Annotated in this window: 19 protein-coding genes; 11 read left to right on the forward strand and 8 right to left on the reverse strand. The window is 74.1% G+C overall.

What is annotated here, in order from left to right; all coding sequences use genetic code 11:
- Positions 1-231: 231 nt before the first annotated feature.
- Entirely contained in the window at positions 232-2,682 is a 2,451-nt protein-coding gene (locus ACFTWP_RS27325; protein WP_380267529.1) for a DNA topoisomerase (ATP-hydrolyzing) subunit A, read from the reverse strand.
- A 377-nt stretch (positions 2,683-3,059) separates the two neighbouring features.
- Here ACFTWP_RS27325 and ACFTWP_RS27330 point away from each other — a divergent pair, with 377 nt between their 5' ends.
- From ACFTWP_RS27330 to ACFTWP_RS27340, 3 genes are all read left to right on the forward strand, one after another.
- On the forward strand, positions 3,060-4,427 hold the full coding sequence (locus tag ACFTWP_RS27330) for a M16 family metallopeptidase (RefSeq protein ID WP_380267531.1): 1,368 nt from the start codon (positions 3,060-3,062) through the stop codon (positions 4,425-4,427).
- A gap of 20 nt (positions 4,428-4,447) precedes the next feature.
- A complete protein-coding gene (locus tag ACFTWP_RS27335; RefSeq protein ID WP_380267559.1) occupies positions 4,448-5,812 on the forward strand; it encodes a M16 family metallopeptidase in 1,365 nt (454 codons plus the stop codon).
- A 404-nt stretch (positions 5,813-6,216) separates the two neighbouring features.
- On the forward strand, positions 6,217-7,428 hold the full coding sequence (locus ACFTWP_RS27340) for an RtcB family protein (protein ID WP_380267532.1): 1,212 nt from the start codon (positions 6,217-6,219) through the stop codon (positions 7,426-7,428).
- A gap of 170 nt (positions 7,429-7,598) precedes the next feature.
- Here the strand turns inward: ACFTWP_RS27340 and ACFTWP_RS27345 are convergent, their stop codons facing one another.
- Positions 7,599-7,877, reverse strand: coding sequence for an HPr family phosphocarrier protein (locus ACFTWP_RS27345; protein ID WP_380267533.1), 279 nt, complete (start codon positions 7,875-7,877; stop codon positions 7,599-7,601).
- Between the two features lie 218 nt (positions 7,878-8,095).
- On the opposite strand from ACFTWP_RS27345, the gene ACFTWP_RS27350 reads away from it, so the two are divergent.
- The 4 genes from ACFTWP_RS27350 to ACFTWP_RS27365 all read left to right on the forward strand — a co-directional run bounded on the left by ACFTWP_RS27350 (position 8,096) and on the right by ACFTWP_RS27365 (position 13,515).
- Positions 8,096-10,900, forward strand: a complete 2,805-nt coding sequence (locus ACFTWP_RS27350; protein ID WP_380267534.1) for a GNAT family N-acetyltransferase — start codon at positions 8,096-8,098, stop codon at positions 10,898-10,900.
- 95 nt (positions 10,901-10,995) lie between these two features.
- Positions 10,996-11,586, forward strand: a complete 591-nt coding sequence (locus tag ACFTWP_RS27355; RefSeq protein WP_380267535.1) for a DUF5998 family protein — start codon at positions 10,996-10,998, stop codon at positions 11,584-11,586.
- A 40-nt stretch (positions 11,587-11,626) separates the two neighbouring features.
- Positions 11,627-12,814: an alkaline phosphatase family protein gene (locus ACFTWP_RS27360; RefSeq protein ID WP_380267536.1), complete on the forward strand. Its 1,188-nt coding sequence runs from the start codon at positions 11,627-11,629 to the stop codon at positions 12,812-12,814.
- Between the two features lie 47 nt (positions 12,815-12,861).
- Positions 12,862-13,515, forward strand: coding sequence for a thymidine kinase (locus ACFTWP_RS27365; RefSeq protein WP_380267538.1), 654 nt, complete (start codon positions 12,862-12,864; stop codon positions 13,513-13,515).
- A 22-nt stretch (positions 13,516-13,537) separates the two neighbouring features.
- Here the strand turns inward: ACFTWP_RS27365 and ACFTWP_RS27370 are convergent, their stop codons facing one another.
- Both ACFTWP_RS27370 and ACFTWP_RS27375 read right to left on the reverse strand, forming a co-directional pair.
- Positions 13,538-14,323, reverse strand: a complete 786-nt coding sequence (locus ACFTWP_RS27370; RefSeq protein WP_380267539.1) for a VOC family protein — start codon at positions 14,321-14,323, stop codon at positions 13,538-13,540.
- 11 nt (positions 14,324-14,334) lie between these two features.
- A complete protein-coding gene (locus tag ACFTWP_RS27375; RefSeq protein WP_380267540.1) occupies positions 14,335-14,490 on the reverse strand; it encodes a hypothetical protein in 156 nt (51 codons plus the stop codon).
- Here ACFTWP_RS27375 and ACFTWP_RS27380 point away from each other — a divergent pair.
- On the forward strand, positions 14,489-15,340 hold the full coding sequence (locus tag ACFTWP_RS27380) for a sulfurtransferase (protein WP_380267541.1): 852 nt from the start codon (positions 14,489-14,491) through the stop codon (positions 15,338-15,340). The two genes, ACFTWP_RS27375 and ACFTWP_RS27380, sit on opposite strands and share 2 nt — an antisense overlap.
- A gap of 107 nt (positions 15,341-15,447) precedes the next feature.
- On the opposite strand, the gene sepH is transcribed toward ACFTWP_RS27380, so the two are convergent.
- On the reverse strand, positions 15,448-16,524 hold the full coding sequence (sepH, locus tag ACFTWP_RS27385; RefSeq protein ID WP_380267542.1) for a septation protein SepH: 1,077 nt from the start codon (positions 16,522-16,524) through the stop codon (positions 15,448-15,450).
- Positions 16,525-17,099: 575 nt separating this feature from the next.
- On the opposite strand from sepH, the gene ACFTWP_RS27390 reads away from it, so the two are divergent.
- Entirely contained in the window at positions 17,100-17,945 is an 846-nt protein-coding gene (locus tag ACFTWP_RS27390; protein ID WP_380267543.1) for a hypothetical protein, read from the forward strand.
- A 51-nt stretch (positions 17,946-17,996) separates the two neighbouring features.
- Here ACFTWP_RS27390 and ACFTWP_RS27395 read toward each other — a convergent pair whose 3' ends face one another.
- Positions 17,997-19,313, reverse strand: coding sequence for a D-arabinono-1,4-lactone oxidase (locus tag ACFTWP_RS27395; RefSeq protein ID WP_380267545.1), 1,317 nt, complete (start codon positions 19,311-19,313; stop codon positions 17,997-17,999).
- A 103-nt stretch (positions 19,314-19,416) separates the two neighbouring features.
- Positions 19,417-20,673 carry an MFS transporter gene (locus ACFTWP_RS27400; protein WP_380267546.1) on the reverse strand — a complete coding sequence of 419 codons (1,257 nt, stop codon included), beginning with the start codon at positions 20,671-20,673 and terminating at the stop codon, positions 19,417-19,419.
- Positions 20,674-20,806: 133 nt separating this feature from the next.
- Here ACFTWP_RS27400 and ACFTWP_RS27405 point away from each other — a divergent pair, with 133 nt between their 5' ends.
- Together ACFTWP_RS27405 and ACFTWP_RS27410 are read left to right on the forward strand one after the other, a co-directional pair.
- Positions 20,807-22,009: a ferrochelatase gene (locus tag ACFTWP_RS27405; protein WP_380267547.1), complete on the forward strand. Its 1,203-nt coding sequence runs from the start codon at positions 20,807-20,809 to the stop codon at positions 22,007-22,009.
- A gap of 31 nt (positions 22,010-22,040) precedes the next feature.
- A complete protein-coding gene (locus ACFTWP_RS27410; RefSeq protein WP_380267548.1) occupies positions 22,041-22,856 on the forward strand; it encodes an inositol monophosphatase family protein in 816 nt (271 codons plus the stop codon).
- Between the two features lie 169 nt (positions 22,857-23,025).
- On the opposite strand, the gene ACFTWP_RS27415 is transcribed toward ACFTWP_RS27410, so the two are convergent.
- Positions 23,026-23,211: a hypothetical protein gene (locus tag ACFTWP_RS27415; protein ID WP_073924886.1), complete on the reverse strand. Its 186-nt coding sequence runs from the start codon at positions 23,209-23,211 to the stop codon at positions 23,026-23,028.
- Between the last annotated feature and the right edge of the window lie 23 nt (positions 23,212-23,234).

The raw sequence follows: 23,234 nt of genomic DNA on the forward strand, positions 1-23,234 counted from the left end.
CCGCCGGCGCGGACCCGCGTACGAGCGGTTCGCACTCCTGCCCCCGCACTCCTGCCCCCGCACGCCCCGCCCCCGCACGCCCCGGGGACGCGCGGCCGGCCGGAGGCGAGGCCGGAGACGGCCGAGGGAGGGGCGCCGGACAGCGCCCCTCCCTCGTCCTCGTCCCCAGCTACCGCGAGGCCGTTACGCCTGCGCGGCCGCTAGCCCGCGTGACGTTCGCCCGCGCGACCGTCACGCCGGCCCGGCCACCGCCGCGATCGGCGTCGTCACCGGCAGTCCGGAGCCGTCCCGGCGCGGGTCGCGCTCCGGCAGCTCCACCGGCACGCCCTTCTCCGTCGCCGCCCGGGCCGGCGCCGCACCGACCCAGGCGAACGCCAACGCGTCCTCGCCGCGCAGGAACCGCTGGCAGCGCACGCCGCCCGTCGCCCGGCCCTTGCGCGGATACTGCTCGAACGGGGTGACCTTCCAGCTGCTCTGGGCCTCGCCCGTCAGCGTGCCCGAGGCACCGGCCACCGTGACCACCACCGCGTCCGCCGCCGGATCCACCGCCGTGAACGACAGCACCCGCGCCCCGTCCGTCAGCTTCACGCCCGCCATGCCGCCCGCCGGCCGGCCCTGCGGACGGACCTGGCCCGCCGGGTAGCGCAGCAACTGGGCGTCCGAGGTGACGAAGACCAGGTCCTCGTCGCCGGTCCGCAGCTCCACCGCGCCGACCAGCTCGTCACCCTCCTTGAGGGCGATCACCTCGAACTCGTCCTTGTTCGCCGGCCACTCCGGCACCACCCGCTTCACCACGCCCTGCACGGTGCCCAGCGCCAGGCCCGGCGAGGACTCGTCCAGCGTGGTCAACGCGATCGCCCGCTCACCGGCCTCCAACCGCAGGAACTCCGACACCTGCGCGCCACCCGCCAGGGTCGGCGAAGGCGTCGGCGGCAGCCCGGGCAGGTCGATCACCGGCAGGCGCAGCACCCGCCCGGCCGAGGTCACCACACCGACGTCGGCCCGCGCCGTCGCCGGCACCGCCGAGACGATCACGTCGTGCCGGCCCCGGGACTCGGCCGGCTCCAGCGGCTCCCCGTCCGCCGTCCGCGCCAGCAGGCCCGTCGAGGAGAGCAGCACCCGGCACGGGTCGTCCGCCACCTCCAACGGCACCGACAGCGCCGCGGTCGGCACCGCACCCGCTTCCAGCAGCACCGTCCGGCGCTCGGTGCCGAACTGCTTGGACACCGCGGCCAGCTCGGCGGAGACCACCCCGCGCAGCTTGGTGTCCGAGTCCAGGATCGCGGTCAGCTCCGCGATCTCGCTGTTCAGCTTGGCCTGCTCGCTCTCCAGCTCCACCCGGTCGAACCGGGTCAGCCGCCGCAGCGGCGTGTCCAGGATGTACGAGGTCTGCGTCTCCGACAGCGAGAAGCGCTCGATCAGCCGCTCCTTCGCCTGGGTGGCGTTCTCGCTCGACCGGATGATCGCGATGACCTCGTCGATGTCCAGCAGGGCGACCAGCAGCCCCTCGACCAGGTGCAGCCGCTCCTGACGCTTGCGCCGCCGGAAGTCGCTGCGCCGGCGCACCACCTCGAAGCGGTGGTCGACGTAGACCTCCAGCAGTTCCTTCAGGCCCAGCGTCAGCGGCTGGCCGTCCACCAGCGCCACGTTGTTGATGCCGAAGGTCTCCTCCATCGGCGTCAGCTTGTAGAGCTGCTCCAGCAGCGCCTCCGGCACGAACCCGTTCTTCACCTCGATCACCAGCCGCAGCCCGTGCTCGCGGTCGGTGAGGTCCTTGACGTCCGCGATGCCCTGCAGCTTCTTCGCGTTGACCAGGTCCTTGATCTTGGCGATCACCTTCTCCGGGCCCACCGTGTACGGCAGTTCCGTCACCACGATGCCCTTGCGGCGCGCGGTGACGTTCTCCACCGTGGTGGTGGCCCGGATCTTGAAGGTGCCGCGGCCGCTCTCGTACGCGTCCCGGATCCCCGACAGGCCGACGATCCGCCCGCCCGTCGGCAGGTCCGGGCCCGGCACGAAGCGCATCAGGGTGTCGAGGTCCGCCGTCGGATGCTTGATCAGATGCCGGGCCGCGGCCACCACCTCGGCCAGGTTGTGCGGCGGCATGTTCGTCGCCATCCCGACCGCGATCCCGGACGTGCCGTTCACCAGCAGGTTCGGGAACGCCGCCGGCAGCACCGACGGCTCCTGCTCGCTGCCGTCGTAGTTCGGCCCGAAGTCGACGGTGTCCTCGTGGATCGACTCCACCAGCGCCATCGACGCCGCGGTCAGCCGCGACTCGGTGTACCGCATCGCCGCCGGCGGGTCGTCGTTGCCCAGCGAACCGAAGTTCCCGTGACCGTCGATCAGCGGCAGCCGCATCGAGAACGGCTGCGCCATCCGCACGACCGAGTCGTAGATGGACGCGTCACCGTGCGGGTGCAGCCGGCCCATCACCTCGCCCACCACGCGCGCGCACTTCACGTGCGCGCGGTCCGGACGCAGGCCCATCTCGTTGGCCTGGTAGAGGATCCGCCGGTGCACCGGCTTCAGACCGTCCCGCGCGTCCGGCAGCGCACGCGAGTAGATCACCGAGTAGGCGTACTCCAGGAAGGAGCCCTGCATCTCGTCCACGACATCGACGTCGAGGATCCGCTCCTCGAAATCTCCGGGCGGCGGGGTAGGCGAACTGCGGCGGGCCATCGCGGCGGGGCTCCCTTGCGTCTGTCGGCTTCGTCTGCCGCTCCGGTCCGTGGGCCCGGGGCGGCGCTGTGCTCTGGGACTGCTCTCTGTGCACTGCGGACTGCGTCGGTACTGCGTGGACGGCGCCGTTCCGGCGGACCGGGCGGCGCCCCCGGGCCACTCCCGGTCAGTCGTTCGGCGCCCCCATTGTGAACCCTACGGCCGACAGACCCCGCCAAGGGCCGCCACCCCACCCGGCCGCCACCCGCGCCGCCGCGCTTCCGCCCGTGGCGAACGCCCGCCCCGCGCGGACACAACCACGGCTCCCACGCGTTGCACCACAATGGGGGACGCCCAACGAACCCCCCGACCCTAGACGACGGGAAGGACCCGAGCGCATGGCCAACCCGGCCCCCGCAGCCGCCTCCACCGGAGGCACTGGCGCTGCCATCGCCATCACCGAACACCGCCTGGCCAACGGCCTGCGGGTCGTCCTCTCCGAGGACCACCTCACCCCGGTCGCCGCCGTCTGCCTCTGGTACGACGTCGGCTCCCGCCACGAGGTCAAGGGCCGCACGGGTCTCGCCCACCTCTTCGAGCACCTGATGTTCCAGGGTTCCGCCAACGTCTCCAACAACGGGCACTTCGAACTCGTCCAGGGCGCCGGCGGCTCGCTCAACGGCACCACCAGCTTCGAGCGCACCAACTACTTCGAGACCATGCCCGCGCACCAGCTCGAACTCGCGCTCTGGCTCGAAGCCGACCGGATGGGCTCGCTGCTCTCCGCCCTCGACGACGCCTCGATGGAGAACCAGCGCGACGTCGTCAAGAACGAGCGCCGCCAGCGCTACGACAACGTGCCGTACGGCACCGCCTTCGAGAAGCTCACCGCGCTCTCCTTCCCGGACGGCCACCCGTACCACCACACCCCCATCGGCTCGATGGCCGACCTGGACGCCGCCACGCTGGAGGACGCCCGCGCGTTCTTCCGCACCTACTACGCGCCCAACAACGCCGTCCTGTCGGTCGTCGGCGACATCGACCCCGAGCAGACCGTCGCCTGGGTCGAGAAGTACTTCGGCACCATCCCCGCCCACGACGGCAAGCAGCCCCCGCGCGACGGCAGCCTGCCCGACACGATCGGCGCCGAGAGCCGCGAACTCGTCCAGGAGGACGTCCCCTCCCGCGCCCTGATGGCCGCCTACCGGCTCCCGCACGACGGCACCCGCGAGGCCGACGCCGCCGACCTGGCCCTCACCATCCTCGGCAGCGGCGAGTCCAGCCGCCTCTACAACCGCCTGGTGCGCCACGACCGCACCGCCGTCGTCGCCGGCTTCGGCCTGCTGCGCCTGGCCGGCGCCCCCTCGCTCGGCTGGCTCGACGTGAAGACCTCCGGCGACGCCACCATCGACCAGATCGAGAGCGCCGTCGACGAGGAGCTCGCCCGCTTCGCCGCGGAGGGCCCCACCCCGGAGGAGCTCGAACGGGCCCAGGCCCAGATCGAGCGCGAGTGGCTCGACCGGCTCACCACCGTCGCCGGCCGCGCCGACGAACTCTGCCGCTACGCCGTCCTGTTCGGCGACCCGAAGCTGCTGAACGACGCCCTCCCCAAGGTCCTCGACATCACCGCCGAGGAGGTCAAGGCCCTGGCCGCGGCCCGCCTGCACCCCGACAACCGCGCCGTCCTGGTGTACGAGCCCACCGACGACACCGACGGCACCGACGACGCGACCGCCGACGACACCGACGAGGAGACGGCCGCATGAGCACCGACCCCACCCCCGCCATGACCTTCCACCCGCAGCCCCAGCCCGGCACCCCCACCCCGTGGGCGTTCCCCCGGCCCGACCGCACCACCCTCGCCAACGGCATCACCGTCCTCCACTGCGACCGCCCCGGCCAGCAGCTGGTCGCCGTCGACGTCCTCCTGGACGCCCCGCTCGCCGCCGAGCCCGAGGGCCTCGACGGGGTCGCCGGCATCCTCGCCCGCGCCCTCAACGAGGGCACCGACACCCTCACCGCGGAGGAGTTCGCCGCCGAGCTGGAGCGGGCCGGCGCCACCCTCGACGCGCACGCCGACCACGCCGACATCAGGGTCTCCCTGGAGGTCCCGGCCTCCCGCCTGCAGCGCGGACTGACCCTGCTCGCCGACGCCCTGCGCGCCCCGGCCCTGCCCGCGAACGAGATCGAGCGCCTCGTCGCCAACCGGCTCGACGAGATCGTCCACGAGCAGGCCAACCCGTCCCGCCGCGCCGCCAAGGCCCTCTACGCCGAACTCTTCGACGCCGCCGACCGGCTCTCCCGCCCCCGCGGCGGCACCGCCGACACCGTCAAGAGCATCGACCGGGCGGCCGTGCAGGCGTTCTACGACGCGCACGTGCGCCCCGCCACCACCACCGTCGTGCTGGTCGGCGACCTCACCGGCACCGACCTGCCCGCCCTGCTCGAAAGCACCCTCGGCACCTGGACCGGCTCGGCGGCGGAGCCCAGCGCGCACGCCCCGGTCACCGCCGACGACACCGGCCGCGTCGTCATCGTGGACCGGCCCGGATCCGTCCAGACCCAGCTGCTCATCGGCCGGATCGGCCCCGACCGCCACGACGACACCTGGGCCGCGCAGATCCTCGGCACCTACTGCCTGGGCGGCACCCTCACCTCCCGCCTCGACCGCGTCCTGCGCGAGGAGAAGGGCTACACCTACGGTGTCCGTGCCTTCGCCCAGCCGCTGCGCTCCGCCGCGGACGGCTCCGGCCGCGCGATGCTCGCCATCAGCGGCTCGGTGGACACCGCCTCCACCGCCCCGGCGCTCGCCGACACCTGGACGATCCTGCGCACCCTCGCCGCCGAGGGCCTCACCGACGCCGAGCGCGAGGAGGCCGTCCAGTTCCTGGTCGGCGTCGCCCCGCTGAAGTACGAGACCGCGGGCTCCGTCGCCGGCACCCTCGCCGACCAGGTCGAGCAGGACCTGCCGGACGACTACCAGGCCGAGGTCTACCGCCGGCTCGCCGAACTCGGCACCGCCGCGGCCACCGAGGCCGTGGTGGCCGCGTTCCCGCCGGAGCGCCTGGTCACCGTCCTGGTCGGCGACGCCGCGGTGATCGCCGACCCGGTCCGCAAGCTCGGGATCGGCGAGGTCACCGTCGTCTCCTGAACCGACGCGTCTCTGAACCGGCGCGTCTCTGAACCGGCGCGCCACCGAACCGAACCGACGCACCACCCGAAGGGGCCCGACGGAGCATCAGCTCCGCCGGGCCCCTTCGCGTCCGCCGGAGAAATTCCCTTGCCGCGCCCGGCGCCCCCGTGGGTAGATACATCCCGCAGCCGAACGTGCTGCGCAGGTGCCAGGACGACGGAAGGAGGCGGTCACCATGCGGGTCGAGCCCACCCTGCGCCCCACCGGCGCTCAGCGCTCCCCGAGACTGCCCCGTCCCGCCTCGCGCCGACGCCGCAGCTCCTGAGCGCCGCGTCCAGGTCGTACCCGAGCCACGCCGGAAGCTTCGCGCGGCACCCCCCGAACTAGCATGGAAACCAGTCGACCCCGGAGGTCGTTCAGTCATGTCGCAGACCGCAGTACCCGCCCCGTACGAGATCGCCGGAGCCCGCGTCCCGATCCGGATGTGGACCGACCCGGCCACCGTCGAGGGCCAGGCCATCCAGCAGTTGCGCAACATCAGCACGCTGCCCTGGCTGCACGGCCTCGCCGTGATGCCCGACGTCCACCTGGGCAAGGGCGCGACCGTCGGCTCCGTGATCGCCATGAACGGCGCCGTCTGCCCAGCCGCTGTCGGCGTCGACATCGGCTGCGGGATGAGCGCGGTGAAGACCTCGCTCACCGCGAAGGACCTGCCGGACGACCTCTCCCGACTGCGTTCCAAGATCGAGCAGGCCATCCCGGTGGGCCGCGGACTGCACACCGACCCGGTCGACCCGCGCAAGCTCCACGGCTTCGGCGCGACCGGCTGGGACGACTTCTGGGAGCGGTTCGACACGGTCGCGCCCGAGGTGAAGTGGCGGCGCGAGCGGGCGATGCAGCAGATGGGCTCCCTCGGGTCGGGCAACCACTTCATCGAGGTATGTGTGGACATGTCCGGTTCCGTGTGGCTGATGCTGCACTCCGGCTCGCGCAACATCGGCAAGGAGCTGGCCGAGCACCACATGGGCGTCGCCCGCTCGCTCCCGCACAACCAGGGGCTGGTCGACCGCGACCTCGCGGTCTTCATCGCGCAGACCCCGCAGATGGAGGCCTACCGGCAGGACCTGTTCTGGGCCCAGGAGTACGCCAAGAAGAACCGCGCGGTGATGATGGCGCTCTTCCAGGACGTGGTGCGCCGCGAGTTCGCGAAGGCGCGGGTCGGCTTCGACCAGGTGATCAGCTGCCACCACAACTACGTCGCCGAGGAGCGGTACGACGGCGTCGACCTGCTCGTCACCCGCAAGGGCGCGATCCGGGCCGGCTCCGGCGACTTCGGGATCATCCCCGGCTCGATGGGGACCGGTTCGTACATCGTCCGCGGTCTGGGCAATGAGACGGCCTTCAACTCGGCTTCGCACGGAGCGGGCCGGAAGATGAGCCGGACCGCGGCCAAGAAGCGGTTCACCACGAAGGACCTGGCCGAGCAGACCAAGGGCGTCGAGTGCCGCAAGGACAGTGGCGTCGTGGACGAGATCCCGGGTGCCTACAAGCCGATCGAGAAGGTCATCGCCCAGCAGAGGGACCTGGTCGAGGTGGTCGCCCACCTGAAGCAGGTCGTCTGCGTGAAGGGCTGACCGAAGGGCCCTGCGTCATGGGCGGATCTCCGTGCAGCGGGGGCCCGCCCATGACGGGCGGCGCGGTCGTCCCGCTGCCGCACGCGCGAACTGCCCGGCGCCCGCCCGGTCCGGGCATGCCGGAGGGGTGCGCCGTCCCGCTGTGGCGCACCCCTCCGGCCGGCGACGGCTCAGGCTGCGGGCAGCTCGTCGAGGCCCTCGTGGACGAGCTTGGCGACGCGGTCCAGGGCGCTGTCGGCGCCTTCGGCGTCGGAGGCGAGGACGACCTCCTCGCCACCCTCGGCGCCGAGGCCGAGCAGGCCGAGCATCGACGCGGCGTTGACGGCCTTGCCGTCGGGCTTGGCGATGGTCATCGGCACGCCCGTGGCCGTGACGGCGCGGACGAAGATGGAGGCGGGACGGGCGTGCAGGCCCTCGGCCCAACCGATGGTGACGCGGCGCTCAGCCATGAGACGTGCCTTTCGGTGTTGCTGGCCATGTTACGTAGACGGCCATGTTGTCTAGACCAGTGTCGCATGCGCGCCGGACTGCTCCGCCGCCGAGCGCGGCCGCGGCGGCCCGCTGACCGGCGGTGTCACCCCGGCCGGGCCACCGGAGGCCGTCCTTCCACACTGCCGCCGGTGCGCGCCCGGCGCCATGCGGCTCGCCGCCGGATAACCTGACGAATGTGGACGACTCTCCGGTACCGCAGGCGAAGCCGACCGACGAGCAGGGCTACCCCCGGCACTGGGAGGCCGACGTCCTGCTGCGGGACGGCGGGACGGCCCGGATCCGGCCGATCACCACCGCCGACGCGGCGCGACTGGTGGAGTTCTACGAGCAGGTGTCCGACCAGTCGAAGTACTTCCGGTTCTTCGCGCCCTACCCCCGGCTCTCCGACAAGGACGTCCGGCGCTTCACCCACCACGACTACGTCAATCGGGTGGGCCTGGCCGTGGTGGTCCGCGACCGCTTCATCGCCACGGTCCGCTACGACCGCATCGACGAGAACGGGCGCCCCTCCGAGGACGGCACCGACGCCGAGGTCGCCTTCCTGGTGCAGGACGCGCACCAGGGCCGGGGCGTCGCCTCCGCGCTGCTGGAGCACATCGGGGCGGTGGCGCAGGAGCGGGGCATCCGCCGCTTCATCGCCGAGGTGCTCCCCGAGAACCGCAAGATGGTCAAGGTGTTCACCGACGCCGGCTACACCCAGCGCCGCAGCTTCGCCGACGGCGTGGTGCACCTGGAGTTCGACCTGGAGCCGACCGCGGCCTCGCTGGCCGTGATGCGCGCCCGCGAGCACCGCGCGGAGGCGCGCTCGGTGCAGCGGCTGCTCACCCCCCGCTCGGTCGCCGTGGTCGGGGTCTCGCGCAATCCGCAGACCGTCGGCCGGGCCGTCCTGCGCGACCTCAAGGGCTTCCGCGGGCCGGTGTACGCGGTGAACCGCAACCTCCCGCCCGGGTCAGAGCTGGACGGCGTGCCGGTCCACCGCTCGGTGCTGGAGATCCCCGGGCCGGTTGACCTCGCGGTGATCACGGTGCCGGCCGCCGCCGTGCCCGCCGCCGTCGCGGACTGCGGCGCCCACGGCGTGCAGGGCCTGGTGGTGGTCACCGCCGGGTACGCGGAGACCGGCCCGGAGGGCCGCGACCAGCAGCGCGCGCTGGTCCGCCAGGCCCGGGCGGCGGGCATGCGGGTGATCGGCCCGAACGCGTTCGGGCTGGTCAACACCGACCCGGAGCAGCCGCTGAACGCCTCGCTCGCGCCCGTCCTGCCCGAGCGCGGCGGTTTCGGGATCTTCTGCCAGTCCGGGGCGATCGGCGTCGCCCTGCTGGAGGCCGCGCACCGCCGCGGCCTGGGCGTCTCCTCCTTCGCCTCGGTGGGCAACCGCTCGGACGTCTCCGGCAACGACCTGCTGCAGTACTGGGAGGAGGACCAGGCCACCGACGTGGTGCTGCTGTACCTGGAATCCTTCGGGAACCCCCGCAAGTTCACCCGGATCGCCCGTCGGCTGGCCACCGTCAAGCCCGTGGTGGTGGTCAAGGGCGCCCGGCACACGGGGAGCCTGCCGCCGGGGCACGCCGTCCAGCCGGCCGCGAGCGGCCTGCGCGACGCCACCGTGGACGCACTGTTCCAGCAGGCCGGGGTGCTGCGGGTGGACACCATCACCGAGCTGTTCGACGCCGGCGAGCTGCTGGCCCGCCAGCCGCTGCCGCCCGGCGACCGGGTGGCCGTGGTCGGCAACTCCGACTCGATGGGCCTGCTCACCCATGACGCCTGCCTCAGCGCGGGGCTGCGCCCGCGCACCCCGGTCGACCTGACCACGGCCGCCACCGGCGAGAACTTCCGGATAGCCCTGGACACCGCGCTCGCCGACCCGGCGGTCGACGCGGTGATCGCGGTGGCCATCCCGCCGATCGGCACCGCCGCGCACGCCTTCATGGGCGGCCGGCTGCACGAGGACGACCCCGGTTCGGACGACCCGGAGATCGCCGAGGCCCTCCTCGAATCCGCATCCAGGGCCAGGGAGTTGGGCAAGCCCCTGGTACTGGCCCACCTGGCGCTGACCGACCTGCCCGGCCGGCTCCGCACCGGCGGCATCCCGGCGTACCCGGCGCCCGAACGGGCCGTGCACGCACTCGCGCACGCCGTCCGGTACGCCGACTGGCGGCGCCGTACGGCCGAGGCCGAGGAGACCGCGCGAGTCCCCGAGCTGGACCGGATCGACGAGGGGGCGGCGCGAAGGCTGGTCGAGACGGCGCTCGGCACCCGGGCCGCCGCGGCCGCCCGCCTGCAGCCGGGCGGCGCCCGGATCACCCTCCCCGAGGCGGACGGGAACGCCCTGCTGGCGACCTACGGCATCGACGTCCACCCGACGCTGCCGGCGCCCGACGAGGAGAGCGCGGTGCGCGCCGCCGCCACCCTCGGCTACCCCGTCGCGCTCAAGGCCACCGCGCCGCACCTGCGCCACCGCCCGGACCTCGGCAGCGTCCGCCTCGACCTCACCGGCGAGCCCGGGCTGCGCCGGGCCCACCGGGAGCTGGACGCGCTGCTGGGCGGCGCCGCCCAGGCGCGGCTGGTGGTGCAGGGCCTGGCGCCGCGCGGGGTGGACACCGTGATCGGTGCCACCGTCGACCCCGCGGTCGGCACCATCCTGTCGTTCGGCCTGGCCGGCGCCCCCGCGGAACTGCTCGGGGACGTCGCCCACCGGCTGGTCCCGGCCACCGACCAGGATGTGGCGAGTCTCATCCGGGAGGTCCGGGCGGCGCCGCTGCTGTTCGGCTGGCGGGGCTCGGACCCGGTGGACACCGCGGCGCTGGAGGAACTGCTGCTGCGGGTGTCCTGCCTGGTGGACGACCTGCCGGAGGTGGCGGCGGTGGATCTCGAACCGGTGGTCGTGGCCCCGCACGGACTGGCGATCCTGGGGGCGCGGGTACGGATCGCGCCGCTGCCCGTACGCAGCGATCTGGGCCCGCGTGCCATGAGCAGCCTGTAACCTTCCTTGGTTGCGCCCCATCCGGGGCGCCCGTGCGCCGGGATCCCCGGCGCCGTGCCGCCCGCTTCGTCGGCGGACCATGCCAGGATGGAGCTATGGCCAAGACCGGTACCACCACTCAGGACCTGCGCTCGGCGATCGAGCGCAGCGGCTACTACCCTGCCCTGGTGTCCGAGGCGGTCGAGTCCGCGGTGGGTTCCGAGCCGATCAGCTCCTACCTGGTGCACCAGGAGACCACCTTCGACGCCAACGAGGTCCGCCGGCACGTCACGGTGCTGGTCCTCACCCAGACCCGTTTCGTGGTGAGCCACACCGACGAGCAGTCCGGCGACGCGAACAGCCCGGTGCCCTACGCGACCACCTCGACGGAGTGCGTGCGGCTCGACCGGATCGGCTCCGTCGTGCTCAGCCGGATGGTCTCCAACCCGGAGACGTACACGCCGGGCACCCTGCCGCGCGAGGTCGTCCTCACCATCGGCTGGGGCGCGGTGCAGCGCCTGGACCTGGAGCCGGCCGGCTGCTCGGACCCGAACTGCGAGGCCGACCACGGCTACACCGGGTCGGCGACGGCTGACGACCTGTCACTGCGGGTCAGCGAGGCCGGCGACGGACCCGAGACGGTCGCCCAGGCACTGGTCTTCGCCCGGGCGCTGTCCGAGGCGACGATCAGCAGCGGCCGGGCCTGACCACCGCTCCCGGACAGCCCAGGAAACAGACACCTTCACGATGACTCTCGCACCCGCCGACGGCTACGACTCCTACGAGATCCTGGATCCGGCCGACGCCCCCGCGCCGTTGTACGGCAGCGGGTCGCTCTGCGACCTGCTGCCCTCGGTCGCGGCCGGGCTCGGAGTGGCCGGCTTCACCTCCACCCTGCCGATCGCGCCGGCCGACCGGGTCGCCGTGTTCCTGGTCGACGGCCTGGGCTGGGAGCTGCTGCTGCGCCACCCCGAGTACGCGCCCTTCCTCAGCTCGCTGATCGGCAGCTCGCTCGGCAACACCGGCCGCCCGCTGACCGCGGGGTTCCCGGCCACCACCGCGACCTCGCTGGCCTCGGTGGGCACCGGTCTGCCGCCGGGCCTGCACGGGCTGGCGGGGTACACGGTGGCGGTGCCCGGCGCCGGGTACCTGATGAACCAGCTGCGCTGGCAGCCGCCGACCGAGCCCAGCGTGTGGCAGCCGTACCCGACGGTCTTCGAGCAGGTCCACGCGGCCGGCGTGGCGACCTGCCAGGTGTCCTCGCCGCTGTTCTCGACCACCCCGCTGACCAGGGTGGCGCTGTCCGGCGGCACCTTCCTCGGCCGGACCACCGGCGAGGAGCGGATGGACCTGGCGGCCCGCTGGCTGACCGACCACGACCGGGCGCTGGTCTACACGTACGTGAGCGAGCTGGACGGCGCCGGCCACCGGTTCGGGGTCGACTCGGACGACTGGCGGATGACCCTCGACAGCGTCGACCGGCTGGCCCGGCGGCTGGCCGACCAGCTCCCGCCGCGCTCGGCGCTCTACGTCACCGCCGACCACGGCATGATCGACATCGCGCCGGAGGACCGGATCGACTTCGACGAGGACTGGGAGCTGAGCGCCGGCGTCGCGCTGCTCGGCGGGGAGGGCCGGGCCCGGCACGTGTACGCCGTCCCGGGGGCGGCCGCGGACGTCTTCACCGTGTGGAGCGAGGTGCTCGGCGACCGGATGTGGGTGGCCACCCGCGAGCAGGCGATCGCGGCCGGCTGGTTCGGCCCCTCGGTGGACGACCGGGTCTACCAGCGGATCGGGGACGTGGTCGCGGCGGCCCGGGACGACGTGGCGGTGATCGCCTCCCGCAGCGAGCCGGGCGAGTCGACGATGATCGGCCTGCACGGGTCGATGACGTCGGTCGAGCAGCACGTGCCGTTGCTCGAAGTCCGCGGCTGACCTTCCCGATACCGTCCGACCTCAACCGAAGGGCCTCTGCACCACCCATGGCTGAACTGGTGTTCTTCTCGGGGACGATGGACTGCGGCAAGTCGACGCTCGCGCTCCAGCTGGACCACAACCACGCCGCGCGCGGGCGGCAGGGGATCATCTTCTCCCGCCACGACCGGGCCGGTGCCTCGACCATCTCCAGCCGGCTCGGGCTGCGGGCCGAGGCGGTGGAGGTGACGGACGCGTTCGACTTCCACGCCCACGTGGTGCAGCTGCTCTCGGCGGGCGGCCGGGTCGACTACCTGATCTGCGACGAGGCCAACTTCTACGCGGCCGAGCAGGTCGACCAGCTGGCCCGGGTCGTCGACGAACTGGGCATCGACGTGTTCACCTTCGGCATCACGACCGACTTCCGCACCCGGCTGTTCCCCGGCTCGCAGCGCCTGATCGAGCTCGCCGACCGGGTCGAGGTCCTCCAGGTCGAGGCGCTCTGCTGGTGCGGCGCCCGGGCCACCCACAACGCCCGGACGGTCGGCGGCGTGATGGTCGTCGAGGGCGCGCAGGTGGTCGTCGGCGACATCTCCGTCAGCGAGCACGAGATCGGCTACGAGGTGCTCTGCCGCCGCCACCACCGCCGGCGGCTGACCGCGGCGACGGCCCGCGCCTCGGTGCTCTCGCCGGACGTCCTCCCGTTCGAGCAGCAGGCCTGAGGCCCCCGGCGGCCCGGCCGGATCAGGTCGGTCCGACCACCGAGAACAGTCCGCCGCGCGGGTCCGCCAGGTGCACGACGCGTTCGCCGGCGGGGTCGTGGCCGGTCGCGCGGGCCCCGGGGTCCCGGCCGGGCGCGCTCACGGCCGTACCGCCCGCCGCCACCGCGAGGGCTGCCGTCCGGTCCGGATCCGCGACGGTGAAGCACGCCCGCCAGCGCGCCGGGGCCCGGCCGTAGGTGCGGCGGATCCCGGCCACCGGCCTTCCGGCGGCGAGGAGTTCGCACGCTTCGGTGCCGGCCGTCCGGTCCCGCACCTCGCAGGCCAGCACGGCGCGGTAGAACGCGCGGGCACCCGACGGGTCGGGGGTGAGCAGCGAGGTCGCGGCGGGGGTGCCCGGCTCGCCGGTCCGCTCCCAGCCGAGGTGCTCCTCGCCCTGCCAGAGCCCGAACACCGCGCCCGAGACGTCGGCCGCGATGGCGAGGCGCCCGGCCCCGCCGGCCTGCACCGGTCCGACCGCGACGGTGCCGCCGCACTCGCGCACCCGCTGGCTCGCCTCGTCCGCGTGGTCCGCCGCGAAGTACGTGGTCCAGCCGACCGGGTGGCCCGGCGCGCCGGGGGAGACCCCGAGGCCCGCCACCGGCGAGCCGTCGGCCCGGGCCCGGACGTACGGGCCGATCCGGGCGGGGCCGGGGGAGTACTCCCAGCCGAACAGCCGGCCGTAGAAGGCCCGGGCGCCCTCCAGGTCGTCGGTCAGCAGGCTCATCCAGCAGGGCGTGCCCTGGGCCAGACGGAGTGTCACCGCGGGCATGGCAGGCCTCCTCACGGAGCGACGAAGCGATCGACGCGGCCGGTGCACGCGTAGGGGGCGATGCTCGCACCACCGGTGCGCCGGCGGTGGCCGGCCGCGCGGAGGAGGCGGGCAAAGAAGGGACAAAGAGCTTCCGTGCGGCGCCGCTGCGCGAGAATGTCGGCCATGGACAGCTTCCCGAAGAACTCGCCGTTGATTTCCGTGGCCGATCTGGCGGCGGCGCTCGCCGCCGACCGGCCGCCGGTGCTGCTCGACATCCGTTTCCAGCTGGGCCGCACCTCCAGCGTGGGCGACTACGAGGCCGGGCACCTGCCCGGCGCGTACTTCGTCGACCTGGACCGCGAGCTCGCCGCCCCGCCCGGCACCGCGGGCCGGCACCCGCTGCCCGACGAGGAGACGCTCGGCGCCGCGCTGAGCCGCGCGGGGGTCGACGCCGACCGGCCGGTGGTGGTCTACGACGCGGGTCCGGCGATGTCGGCGGCCCGGGCCTGGTGGCTGCTGCGCTGGGCCGGCCACCCCGACGTACGGGTGCTGGACGGCGGCCTCGCCGCCTGGGAGGCGGCCGGCCTGCCGCTCAGCACCGAGGTGCCGCCGGCGGCGGCGGGCGACTTCAAGCCGGTGCCGGGCCGGATGGCGACCGTGGACGCGGACGGCGCGGCCGCGTTCGCCCGCCGGGGGCTGCTGTTGGACGCCCGGGCCGGCGAGCGCTACCGCGGGGAGGTCGAGCCGATCGACTCGAAGGCGGGGCACATCCCCGGCGCGGTGTCGGCGCCGACCACCGAGAACACCGGTCCGGACGGGCGGTTCCTGCCGGCCGCCGCTCTGGCCGCCCGCTTCGGCGCGCTCGGCGCGGGTGAGCGCGAGGTGGCGGTCTACTGCGGTTCGGGTGTGACGGCGGCGCACCAGGTGCTGGCGCTGGAGCTGGCCGGGTTGCCGGCCGCGCTGTACCCGGGCTCGTGGAGCGAGTGGTCGCGCGACCCGCAGCGCCCGGTCGCCACCGGGCCCGAGGAGGGCTGACCCGCCGTCACCACCGGCCGCACGGCCGGGCGTACGCGAGGGCGGCCGCCCCCCGTCGGGGGAGCGGCCGCCCTCGTGCGCACCTGCGCCCTTCGCGGGCCGGGCCGCTACTCCTGCTTCTTGCGGCGGCTGCCGAAGACGATCTCGTCCCAGCTGGGCACGGTCGCCCGCCGCCCGGGGCGCACGCCGTCCGCCTCGGCCTGCCGGTCGGTGGTTCCGACCAGCCGCTCGCGGTGCGGCGCGACCGCGCGCGGCATCAGGATGTCCGCGTACGCCGAGCCCGCGCCGATGCCGGCCGCCGGGGCCGCCGGCTCCTCGACCTCCTCGACGACCTCCGCGACGGCGGGCTCCACCGGGGCGGGGGCGCCGACCGCGAGGTCACCGCGGAAGGCGGGCACCACGTCCAGCAGGCTGGTCAGCGAGTCGCGCGACTCGGCCGTGGCCTCCCGCGACTCCCGTACCTCACGGGCCGACATGATGCGGTCCGCGGAGGGGCGGTCGATCATCGGGCGCAGCGGCCGGTCGTGCGGCAGCCTGGCGATCCGCGGGATGAACGGGAAGACCTGCTCGTCCTCGCGCTCGACGTTCTCGCCGATCAGCGCGCGGGCCTCGTCGTCGTTGGGCTGCACGAGCCGCCGCGGCGGGTCGTACGTCCAACTGGCGGTGCGGCCCTCGCCGTCCGCGCGGTAGCCGAGGATGACCTCCCAGGTGCCGTCGTCGCGACGCCAGGAGTCCCACCGCTCGGTGTCCTTCTCGGCGCCGCGCAGGGCGAGCCGTTCGGCGACGGCCTCGCCGAGCTGGGGCCCGGTGGACTCGCCGTGCCGGCGGATGGCGGTCTTGCGGGCGCGCTCGGCCATGAAGGCGCGCTCGGCCAGCACCGGACCCTCGAAGCGGCGGACCCGGTCGACGGAGATGCCGGCGGCCTGGGCGACCTCCTCGGCGGAGGCACCTGCTCGTATCCGCGCCTGGATGTCCCGGGGGCGGAGGTGGCTCTCGACCTCGATCTCGATCTGACCGAGGCGCGGCCGGTCCCCGCGGATGGCGGCGCGCAGCCGCTCGTCGATGGGGAGGGTGTACTCCGTGCTGTCGGCAGCCTTGAGCACCAGCCGTGTGCCGTCGTTGCTGACGGCCACGACGCGCAGTTCGGGCACGGTTACCTCCCGGGTGGTGCCTGCCGACGTCACCTGCGTCGCTGCTCCCGTACTGAGTGTGGCCTGCCCACTGGCGGCTGGCCACAACCTTGCTGAGTTCCCCGGCGTGTCGGGCTGTTGCCCGGGCACGCCGCTGTGGCACGGTTGCCTTTTTGCCACGTCACCGGTCGACGTCGCGCCTGGGTGTCCCGGCCGTCCTCGCACGTGGAGTGACGCGACGATCCGGGACGGGCGCCGCCGTGCGTTCCTGTTCCGTGGTCGTCGGGCGATCTGCCGGTTGATGGGCAGTCGACAAGTCGACCGAAGGCTCAGGCTCCACGAACAGTACTCCATTCGTGGCATCCGGAGGGGCGGCTCGCCGCTCAAGTCTCCCGCGATTCACGGGAATCTCAAGAGCTGCCACTTCAACGGCGGACCGTTGGCAACCGGACGGTGATCATCTTCACATATATCGACTGCAAAGAACCGGACATTCGCCCCTTGTGTCCTTCTTTGGGCAAGATGGAATGACTTGTTCGAAGAATGGTCGAACCGACTGAGGGATGTCGATGCCGGAGCAGAAGTCCGCCGAGGAGGGCGGAAAGGGCGGGAAAAGGATTGATCTGAGCATGGCTCAGGTCGCGGCCAGCGCCCTCGCCACCATGGTCGGCGCGCTGCTCGCCTCCGAACTCGGGGTGGCCGGAACCGTCATCGGCGCGGCGGTGGTCAGTGTCGCCGCCACCACCAGTACGGCCGTGTTCCACCACCTCTTCCGGCGGACCGGGGACCAGCTGCGGGTGGCGACGGACCGCGGCTCGACCGATCGCGGCGGAACCGATCGCGGCGCGACCGGGCCCGGCGTGACCCGCCGTGGGGAGAAGGCCAGCCGGCCGGACCTCGCGACGACCGATGGCGGCCCGGCGGCCGGCCCGCCGGCCCCGTCCGCGGACTGGAACAGCTCCCGGGTGCTGCGGTCCCGGCCGCGGTGGACCTGGAAGTCCTACGCGGCGGCCTCCGGGCTGGTCTTCCTCCTGGCGATGGTGCCGATCGTCGGATTCGAGCTGGCGACCGGCCAGCCGGTGTCGGCGACCGTCCAGGGCGGGACGGGGCAGGGGACGTCCTTCGGCGGGACGGTGCACGGCACCCCGTCGACCCGGCCGTCCGACCGGTCCACCCCGTCCGACCAGTCCACCCCGTCCGACCAGTCCACCCCGTCCGGCGCGTCGCCGGCCTCGCCGCAGCCCTCGCCGTCCCCGGCCGGCCCGGGCGCCTCGCCGTCGGCCGCACCCTCCGGCGGAAAGTCCCCGGGGCCGTCCGCCGCACCGTCCACGGGCGGGCCGGCGTCCCCGGAGTCCGGCACTCCCGCCGGGAGCGCCGCCGCGACCCCGTCCGGCGGTGCGGGCTCCGGCAGCGGATCCTCGCCGGCCCCCGGTGGCCCGGACGTCGGGCCCGCCTCCGCCGCCCCGACGCCGTGAGGCGGCCGGTCCCGTCCCGTGAGCGCGCGGCCCGTCCCGGCGCCGCCGCGCCTACTCGCCCAGCACCCGCCGCAGGTAGTCGTTGCCGAACAGCCGCTGCGGGTCGACCTTGTCGCGCAGCGCGGTGAAGTCGGCGAACCGCGGGTACACCCCCGCCAGGTACTCGGCGTCCCGGGTGTGCAGCTTGCCCCAGTGCGGGCGGCCCCGGTGGGCGGTCATCAGCCGCTCCACCTCGGTGAAGTAGCCCTGCTCGGCGGTGCCCCGGTAGAGGTGGACGGCGATGTAGACGCTGTCGCGCCCGCTCGCGGTGGAGAGCCAGAGGTCGTCGGCGGGGGCGAAGCGCACCTCGACGGGGAAGCTGATCCGCCAGTCGGAGCGCTCGACCAGGGCCTTCAGCTCGCGCAGCACGGTGGTGGCCGCCTCGCGGGGCACCGCGTACTCCATCTCGGTGAAGCGCACCGTGCGCGGGCTGGTGAACACCTTGTACGCGGTGTCGGTGTACGTCCGCTCCGACCAGGCCCGGCTGGCGAGGGCCGCGATCGAGGGCACCGAGCCGGGGAACCGCCGGCCCACCCGGCAGGCGCCCTCCCAGACCGTGTTGGAGAGGAACTCGTCGTCCAGCCAGGCCTTGAACCGGGGCAGCGGCGCGGCCGGCCCCTGGCTGCGGTTGTTGCGCTTGGTGGAGCAGCGGTCGGTGTGCGGGAACCAGTAGAACTCGAAGTGCTCGTTGACGGCCGCCAGGTCGTCCAGCCGCCCGAGCACCTCGTCGAAGCGCATCGGCTGCTCGTGGGCGGTGAGCAGGAAGGCGGGCTCCACCCCGAAGGTGATCGCGCTGACCACGCCGAGCGCGCCGAGGCCGAGCCGGGCGCCCTGGAACAGCTCGGGGTTCTCGGTCGGCGAGCAGTGCTGCACGCTGCCGTCGGCGAGGACGATCTCCAGGGCCCGGATCTGGGCGGCCAGCGAGCCGGAGTCGCGACCGGTGCCGTGGGTGCCGGTGCTGGTGGCGCCGGCGACCGTCTGCACCTCGATGTCGCCCATGTTGGTCAGCGACAGGCCGGCCGACTCCAGCAGCCGGTTCAGTCGGGAGAGCGGCAGGCCGGACTCCACGGTCACCGTCCCGGCCTCGCGGTCCAGGCCGCGGACGGCGGTGAGGCCGTCCGGGCGGACCAGGACGCCGTCGCCGGCCGAGGCGATCGCGGTGAAGGAGTGCCCGGAGCCGACCGCCTTGACCGTCCGGCCCGACTCGGCGGCCCGCCGGACCAGCTCGGCCAGCTCGGCCGCCGAGGCCGGCGTCGCCACCTCGGCGGGGTGGGTGCTCTGGTTGCCGGCCCAGTTGGTCCAGCGGCCGGCGGTGATGGCCTGGGGCATTGCGGTGCCTCCTGCTCCGTGGCCGAACGGCGTCGGCACTGTCCAGCGTGGAGCGGTGCGCCGCACGCCCGACCGCTACCCGTGGGTAGGGAGCGTAGCCAGTTCAACGCCCCAGGTCTACGGTCTGCGGGGCCTCTTCGCCGGTACCCGAGGCGGGCAGCCCGGCGTGCAACCGGCCCAGTCCCGCCAGCGCCGTGAGCGCGGCGAAGGCACCCGCGCCGACCGGCACCCAGTAGCCGGCGGGGGCGCCCGCGGCGTCCACCAGCCAGCCGGCCGCGGAGGAGCCGAGGGCCACGCCGAGGGCCAGCCCGGTGGTCGTCCAGGTCATCCCCTCGGTCAGCCGGGCGGCCGGGACGAGGCGCTCGACCAGGGCCATCGCGGTGATCAGGGTCGGGGAGATCGCGGTGCCGGCGAGGAACAGCGCGCCGCCGATCGCGACCAGGCCGGCCGTGCCGGACACCGTCTGTCCGACGATCACCAGCGGCACCATGCTGACCGCCATCACGGCGACCCCGAGGATGAACCGGCGGGCCATCGACCCCGCCAGCTTCAGCGTGCCGAACACCACGCCGGCCAGGCAGGAGCCGAGGGCGTACACGGCGAGCACCAGGCTGGCGGCGGCGGTGTGGCCCTGTTCCTGCGCGAAGGCCACCGTCACCACCTCCACCGAACCGAAGATCGCACCGGTCGCGACGAAGGTCAGCACCAGCACCTGGAGCCCGGCGGTGCCGATCGCCGATCCGCGGCCGCCGTGCGCCGACGGGTGGACCGGCGGCTCGGTGCCGCGCTGCGCGGTGAACAGCACCACGCCCACCGACAGGAACACCCCGGCGAGCAGCACCCCGGCCTCCGGGAAGACGGCGGTGGCCAGGCCGATGGAGAGGATCGGTCCGACGATGAAGCAGACCTCGTCCACCACCGCCTCGAACGAGTACGCGGTGTGCAGCCTGGGTGCCTCCTCGCGGTAGAGGTGCGCCCAGCGGGCGCGGACCATCGCACCCGTACTGGGCATCGTGCCCATCACCGCTGCGCAGACGAACAGCGTCCAGTCCGGGGCGCCGAACCTGGCGCAGAGCAGCAGTCCGGTGGTGGCGGCGACGGCGAGCGCGGTCGCGGGCAGTGCCACCCGGCGCTGCCCGTAGCGGTCCACCAGCCGGGAGACCTCCGGGCCGGCCGCCGCGGCCGCCAGCGCCAGCGTCGCGGCCACCGCGCCGGCCACCCCGTACGAGCCGCGCAGCTGCGCCAGCATCGTGACGATCCCGATGCCGGTCATCGAGATCGGCAACCGGGCCACGAACCCGGCCGAGGAGAAGGCCAGGCTGCCGGGGGCGGCGAAGATCCGGCGGTAGCTGGACAGCACGGGGGGCTCCGAGTGAGGGTAAGGAACATTGCAGGCAAACACAGCTTACGTAGCCTGGCAAAGGGAATTTCACCGGACGCGGCGGCCCGGACCTGCCCGCGGCCCCGGCCGCCGCAGTGGCAGGATCAGTGGCATGTCCGACGCGCACACACCCTCAGTCTCCGGCACCGGGGCCGACGCCGCCCGGGCGGCCGGCGCGGCCGCCCCGGCCGCCCCCTCCGGTGCGGCGGCGCCCTACGACGCCCTGCTGCTGCTCTCCTTCGGCGGGCCCGAGGCCCCCGAGGAGGTGGTGCCCTTCCTGGAGAACGTCACCCGGGGCCGGGGCATCCCGCCGGAGCGGCTGAAGGAGGTCGGCAAGCACTACTTCCTGTTCGGCGGGGTCAGCCCGATCAACGAGCAGAACCGCGAACTGCTCGCCGCCCTGCGCAAGGACTTCGCCGGCCACGGCCTCGACCTGCCGGTCTACTGGGGCAACCGCAACTGGGCGCCCTACCTGGTCGACACCCTGCGGGAGATGGCCGCCGACGGCCACCGCCGGATCGCCGTCCTCGCCACCAGCGCCTACGCCGGCTACTCCGGCTGCCGCCAGTACCGCGAGAACCTCGCCGACGCCCTGGCCCGGCTCGCCGCCGAGGGCCTGCCCGAGCTGCGGGTCGACAAGCTGCGCCACTTCTACAACCACCCGGGCTTCGTCCGCCCGATGATCGACGCCACCCTGGCGGCCCTGGCCGAACTGCCCGCGTCCGTCCGGCCCGGCGCCCGGCTCGCCTTCACCACCCACTCCATCCCCGACACCATGGCCGAGGCCTCCGGCGCACCCGACGACCCGGCCCGCGGCACCCCCGGCGGCGCGTACGTGGCCCAGCACCTGGAGGTCGCCCGGCTGATCGCCGACGCCGTCGCCGAGGCCACCGGCGCGCCCGAGCGCCCCTGGGAGCTGGTCTTCCAGAGCCGCAGCGGCGCGCCGCACGTCCCGTGGCTGGAGCCGGACATCTGCGACCACCTGGAGGCCGTGCAGCAGGCCGGCGCCCCCGCCGTGGTGATGGTGCCGATCGGCTTCGTCTCGGACCACATGGAGGTCAAGTACGACCTCGACACCGAGGCCCGCGCCAAGGCGGCCGAGCTCGGCCTCCCGGTCGCCCGGGCCGCCACCGTGGGCGCCGACCCCCGCTTCACCGCCGCCGTCCGCGACCTCGTCCTGGAACGGGCCGCCGCCGAGCGCGGCGCCGCCCCCGAGCGCTGCGCCCTCGGGCGGCTCGGCCCGGCCCGGGACGTCTGCGCCGCCGCCTGCTGCCCCAACCCGCGCGCCCCGCGCCCGGCCGCCGCCGGCGCCTGAGCGCCCACCACCCCGCCGAGAGGACCGACCCGTGCCCGACCGCGTGCCCAGCCCCGAACTGCTCGACGAACTGCTCTCCGTCGCGCTGGAGGCCGCCGACCTGGCCGGCGCCCTGCTGCACGACGGCCGCCCCGCCGACCTCGGGGTGGCCGGGACCAAGAGCAGCCCGGTCGACGTGGTCACCGAGATGGACCTGGCCTCCGAGAAGCTCGTGCTGGAACTGATCACCGGCCGCCGCCCCGACGACGGCTACCTCGGCGAGGAGGGCGCCGACCGCCCGGGCAGCAGCGGGGTGCGCTGGGTCGTCGACCCGCTCGACGGCACCGTCAACTACCTGTACGGCCTGCCCTCCTGGGGTGTCAGCGTGGCCGCCGAGCTGGACGGCCGGGCGGTGGTCGGCGTGGTCGCGGTGCCGGCCCGCGGCGAGGTCTTCCACGCCGTGCTCGGCGGCGGGGCCCACCTCAACGGCCGGCCGGTGCGCACCCGCCCGGCCGCCCCGTGGGGCCGGGCGCTGATCGGCACCGGCTTCGGCTACGTCGAGTCGGTGCGGGTGCGGCAGGCCGAGGTGCTGCTCGCGCTGATGCCGGAGGTTCGCGACATCCGCCGGGCCGGGGCCGCCGCCGTCGACCTCTGCGACGTCGCCGCCGGCCGCCTGGACGGTTTCTACGAGCGCGGCCTCCAGCCCTGGGACCGCGCGGCCGGACTGCTGATCGCCGCGGAGGCCGGCGCGCTCTGCGGCGGGCGCCCCGGGCAGCCGGCCGACGGACGGCTCACCGTCACCGCACCGCCCGGTGTCTTCGAGCCGCTGCAGGCCCGGCTGGAGGAGCTCGGCGCCTGGCGCGACTGACCCCGCCGCCCCGGGCCGGCGCGGCGCCGCGCCGGCCCGGGGCAGCGAAGAGCCCTGGCGCGGGGGCACCAGGGCTTGGGTTTTCGCGGACCGCTGCGGGTCGGACCGGACTTCCGGCGGGTCGGGCAGCGGTGGGTCCTGCGTGTGGTGGGTCGGACGTGTGGCGGTGTCAGGCAGCGGCGCGGTGCCGCTCCAGCACCGTGTCGACGCCGTGGTCGGCGGCGAGCCGGCGGAGGTCGTCCAGCTCGGACTGCTCGACCTCGGCGAGGAACTCGTCCCCGGACTCGATTGCGCGGTGCAGATCCTGTTCGGCGTTCTGTATGCGCTGCAGGATTCCGGCGGTGAAGGCGTCCATACGGGCCCCCTTACTGTGTCGGA

The sequence above is a fragment of the Kitasatospora sp. NPDC057015 genome (genome assembly GCF_042673745.1).
Taxonomy (GTDB): domain Bacteria; phylum Actinomycetota; class Actinomycetes; order Streptomycetales; family Streptomycetaceae; genus Kitasatospora.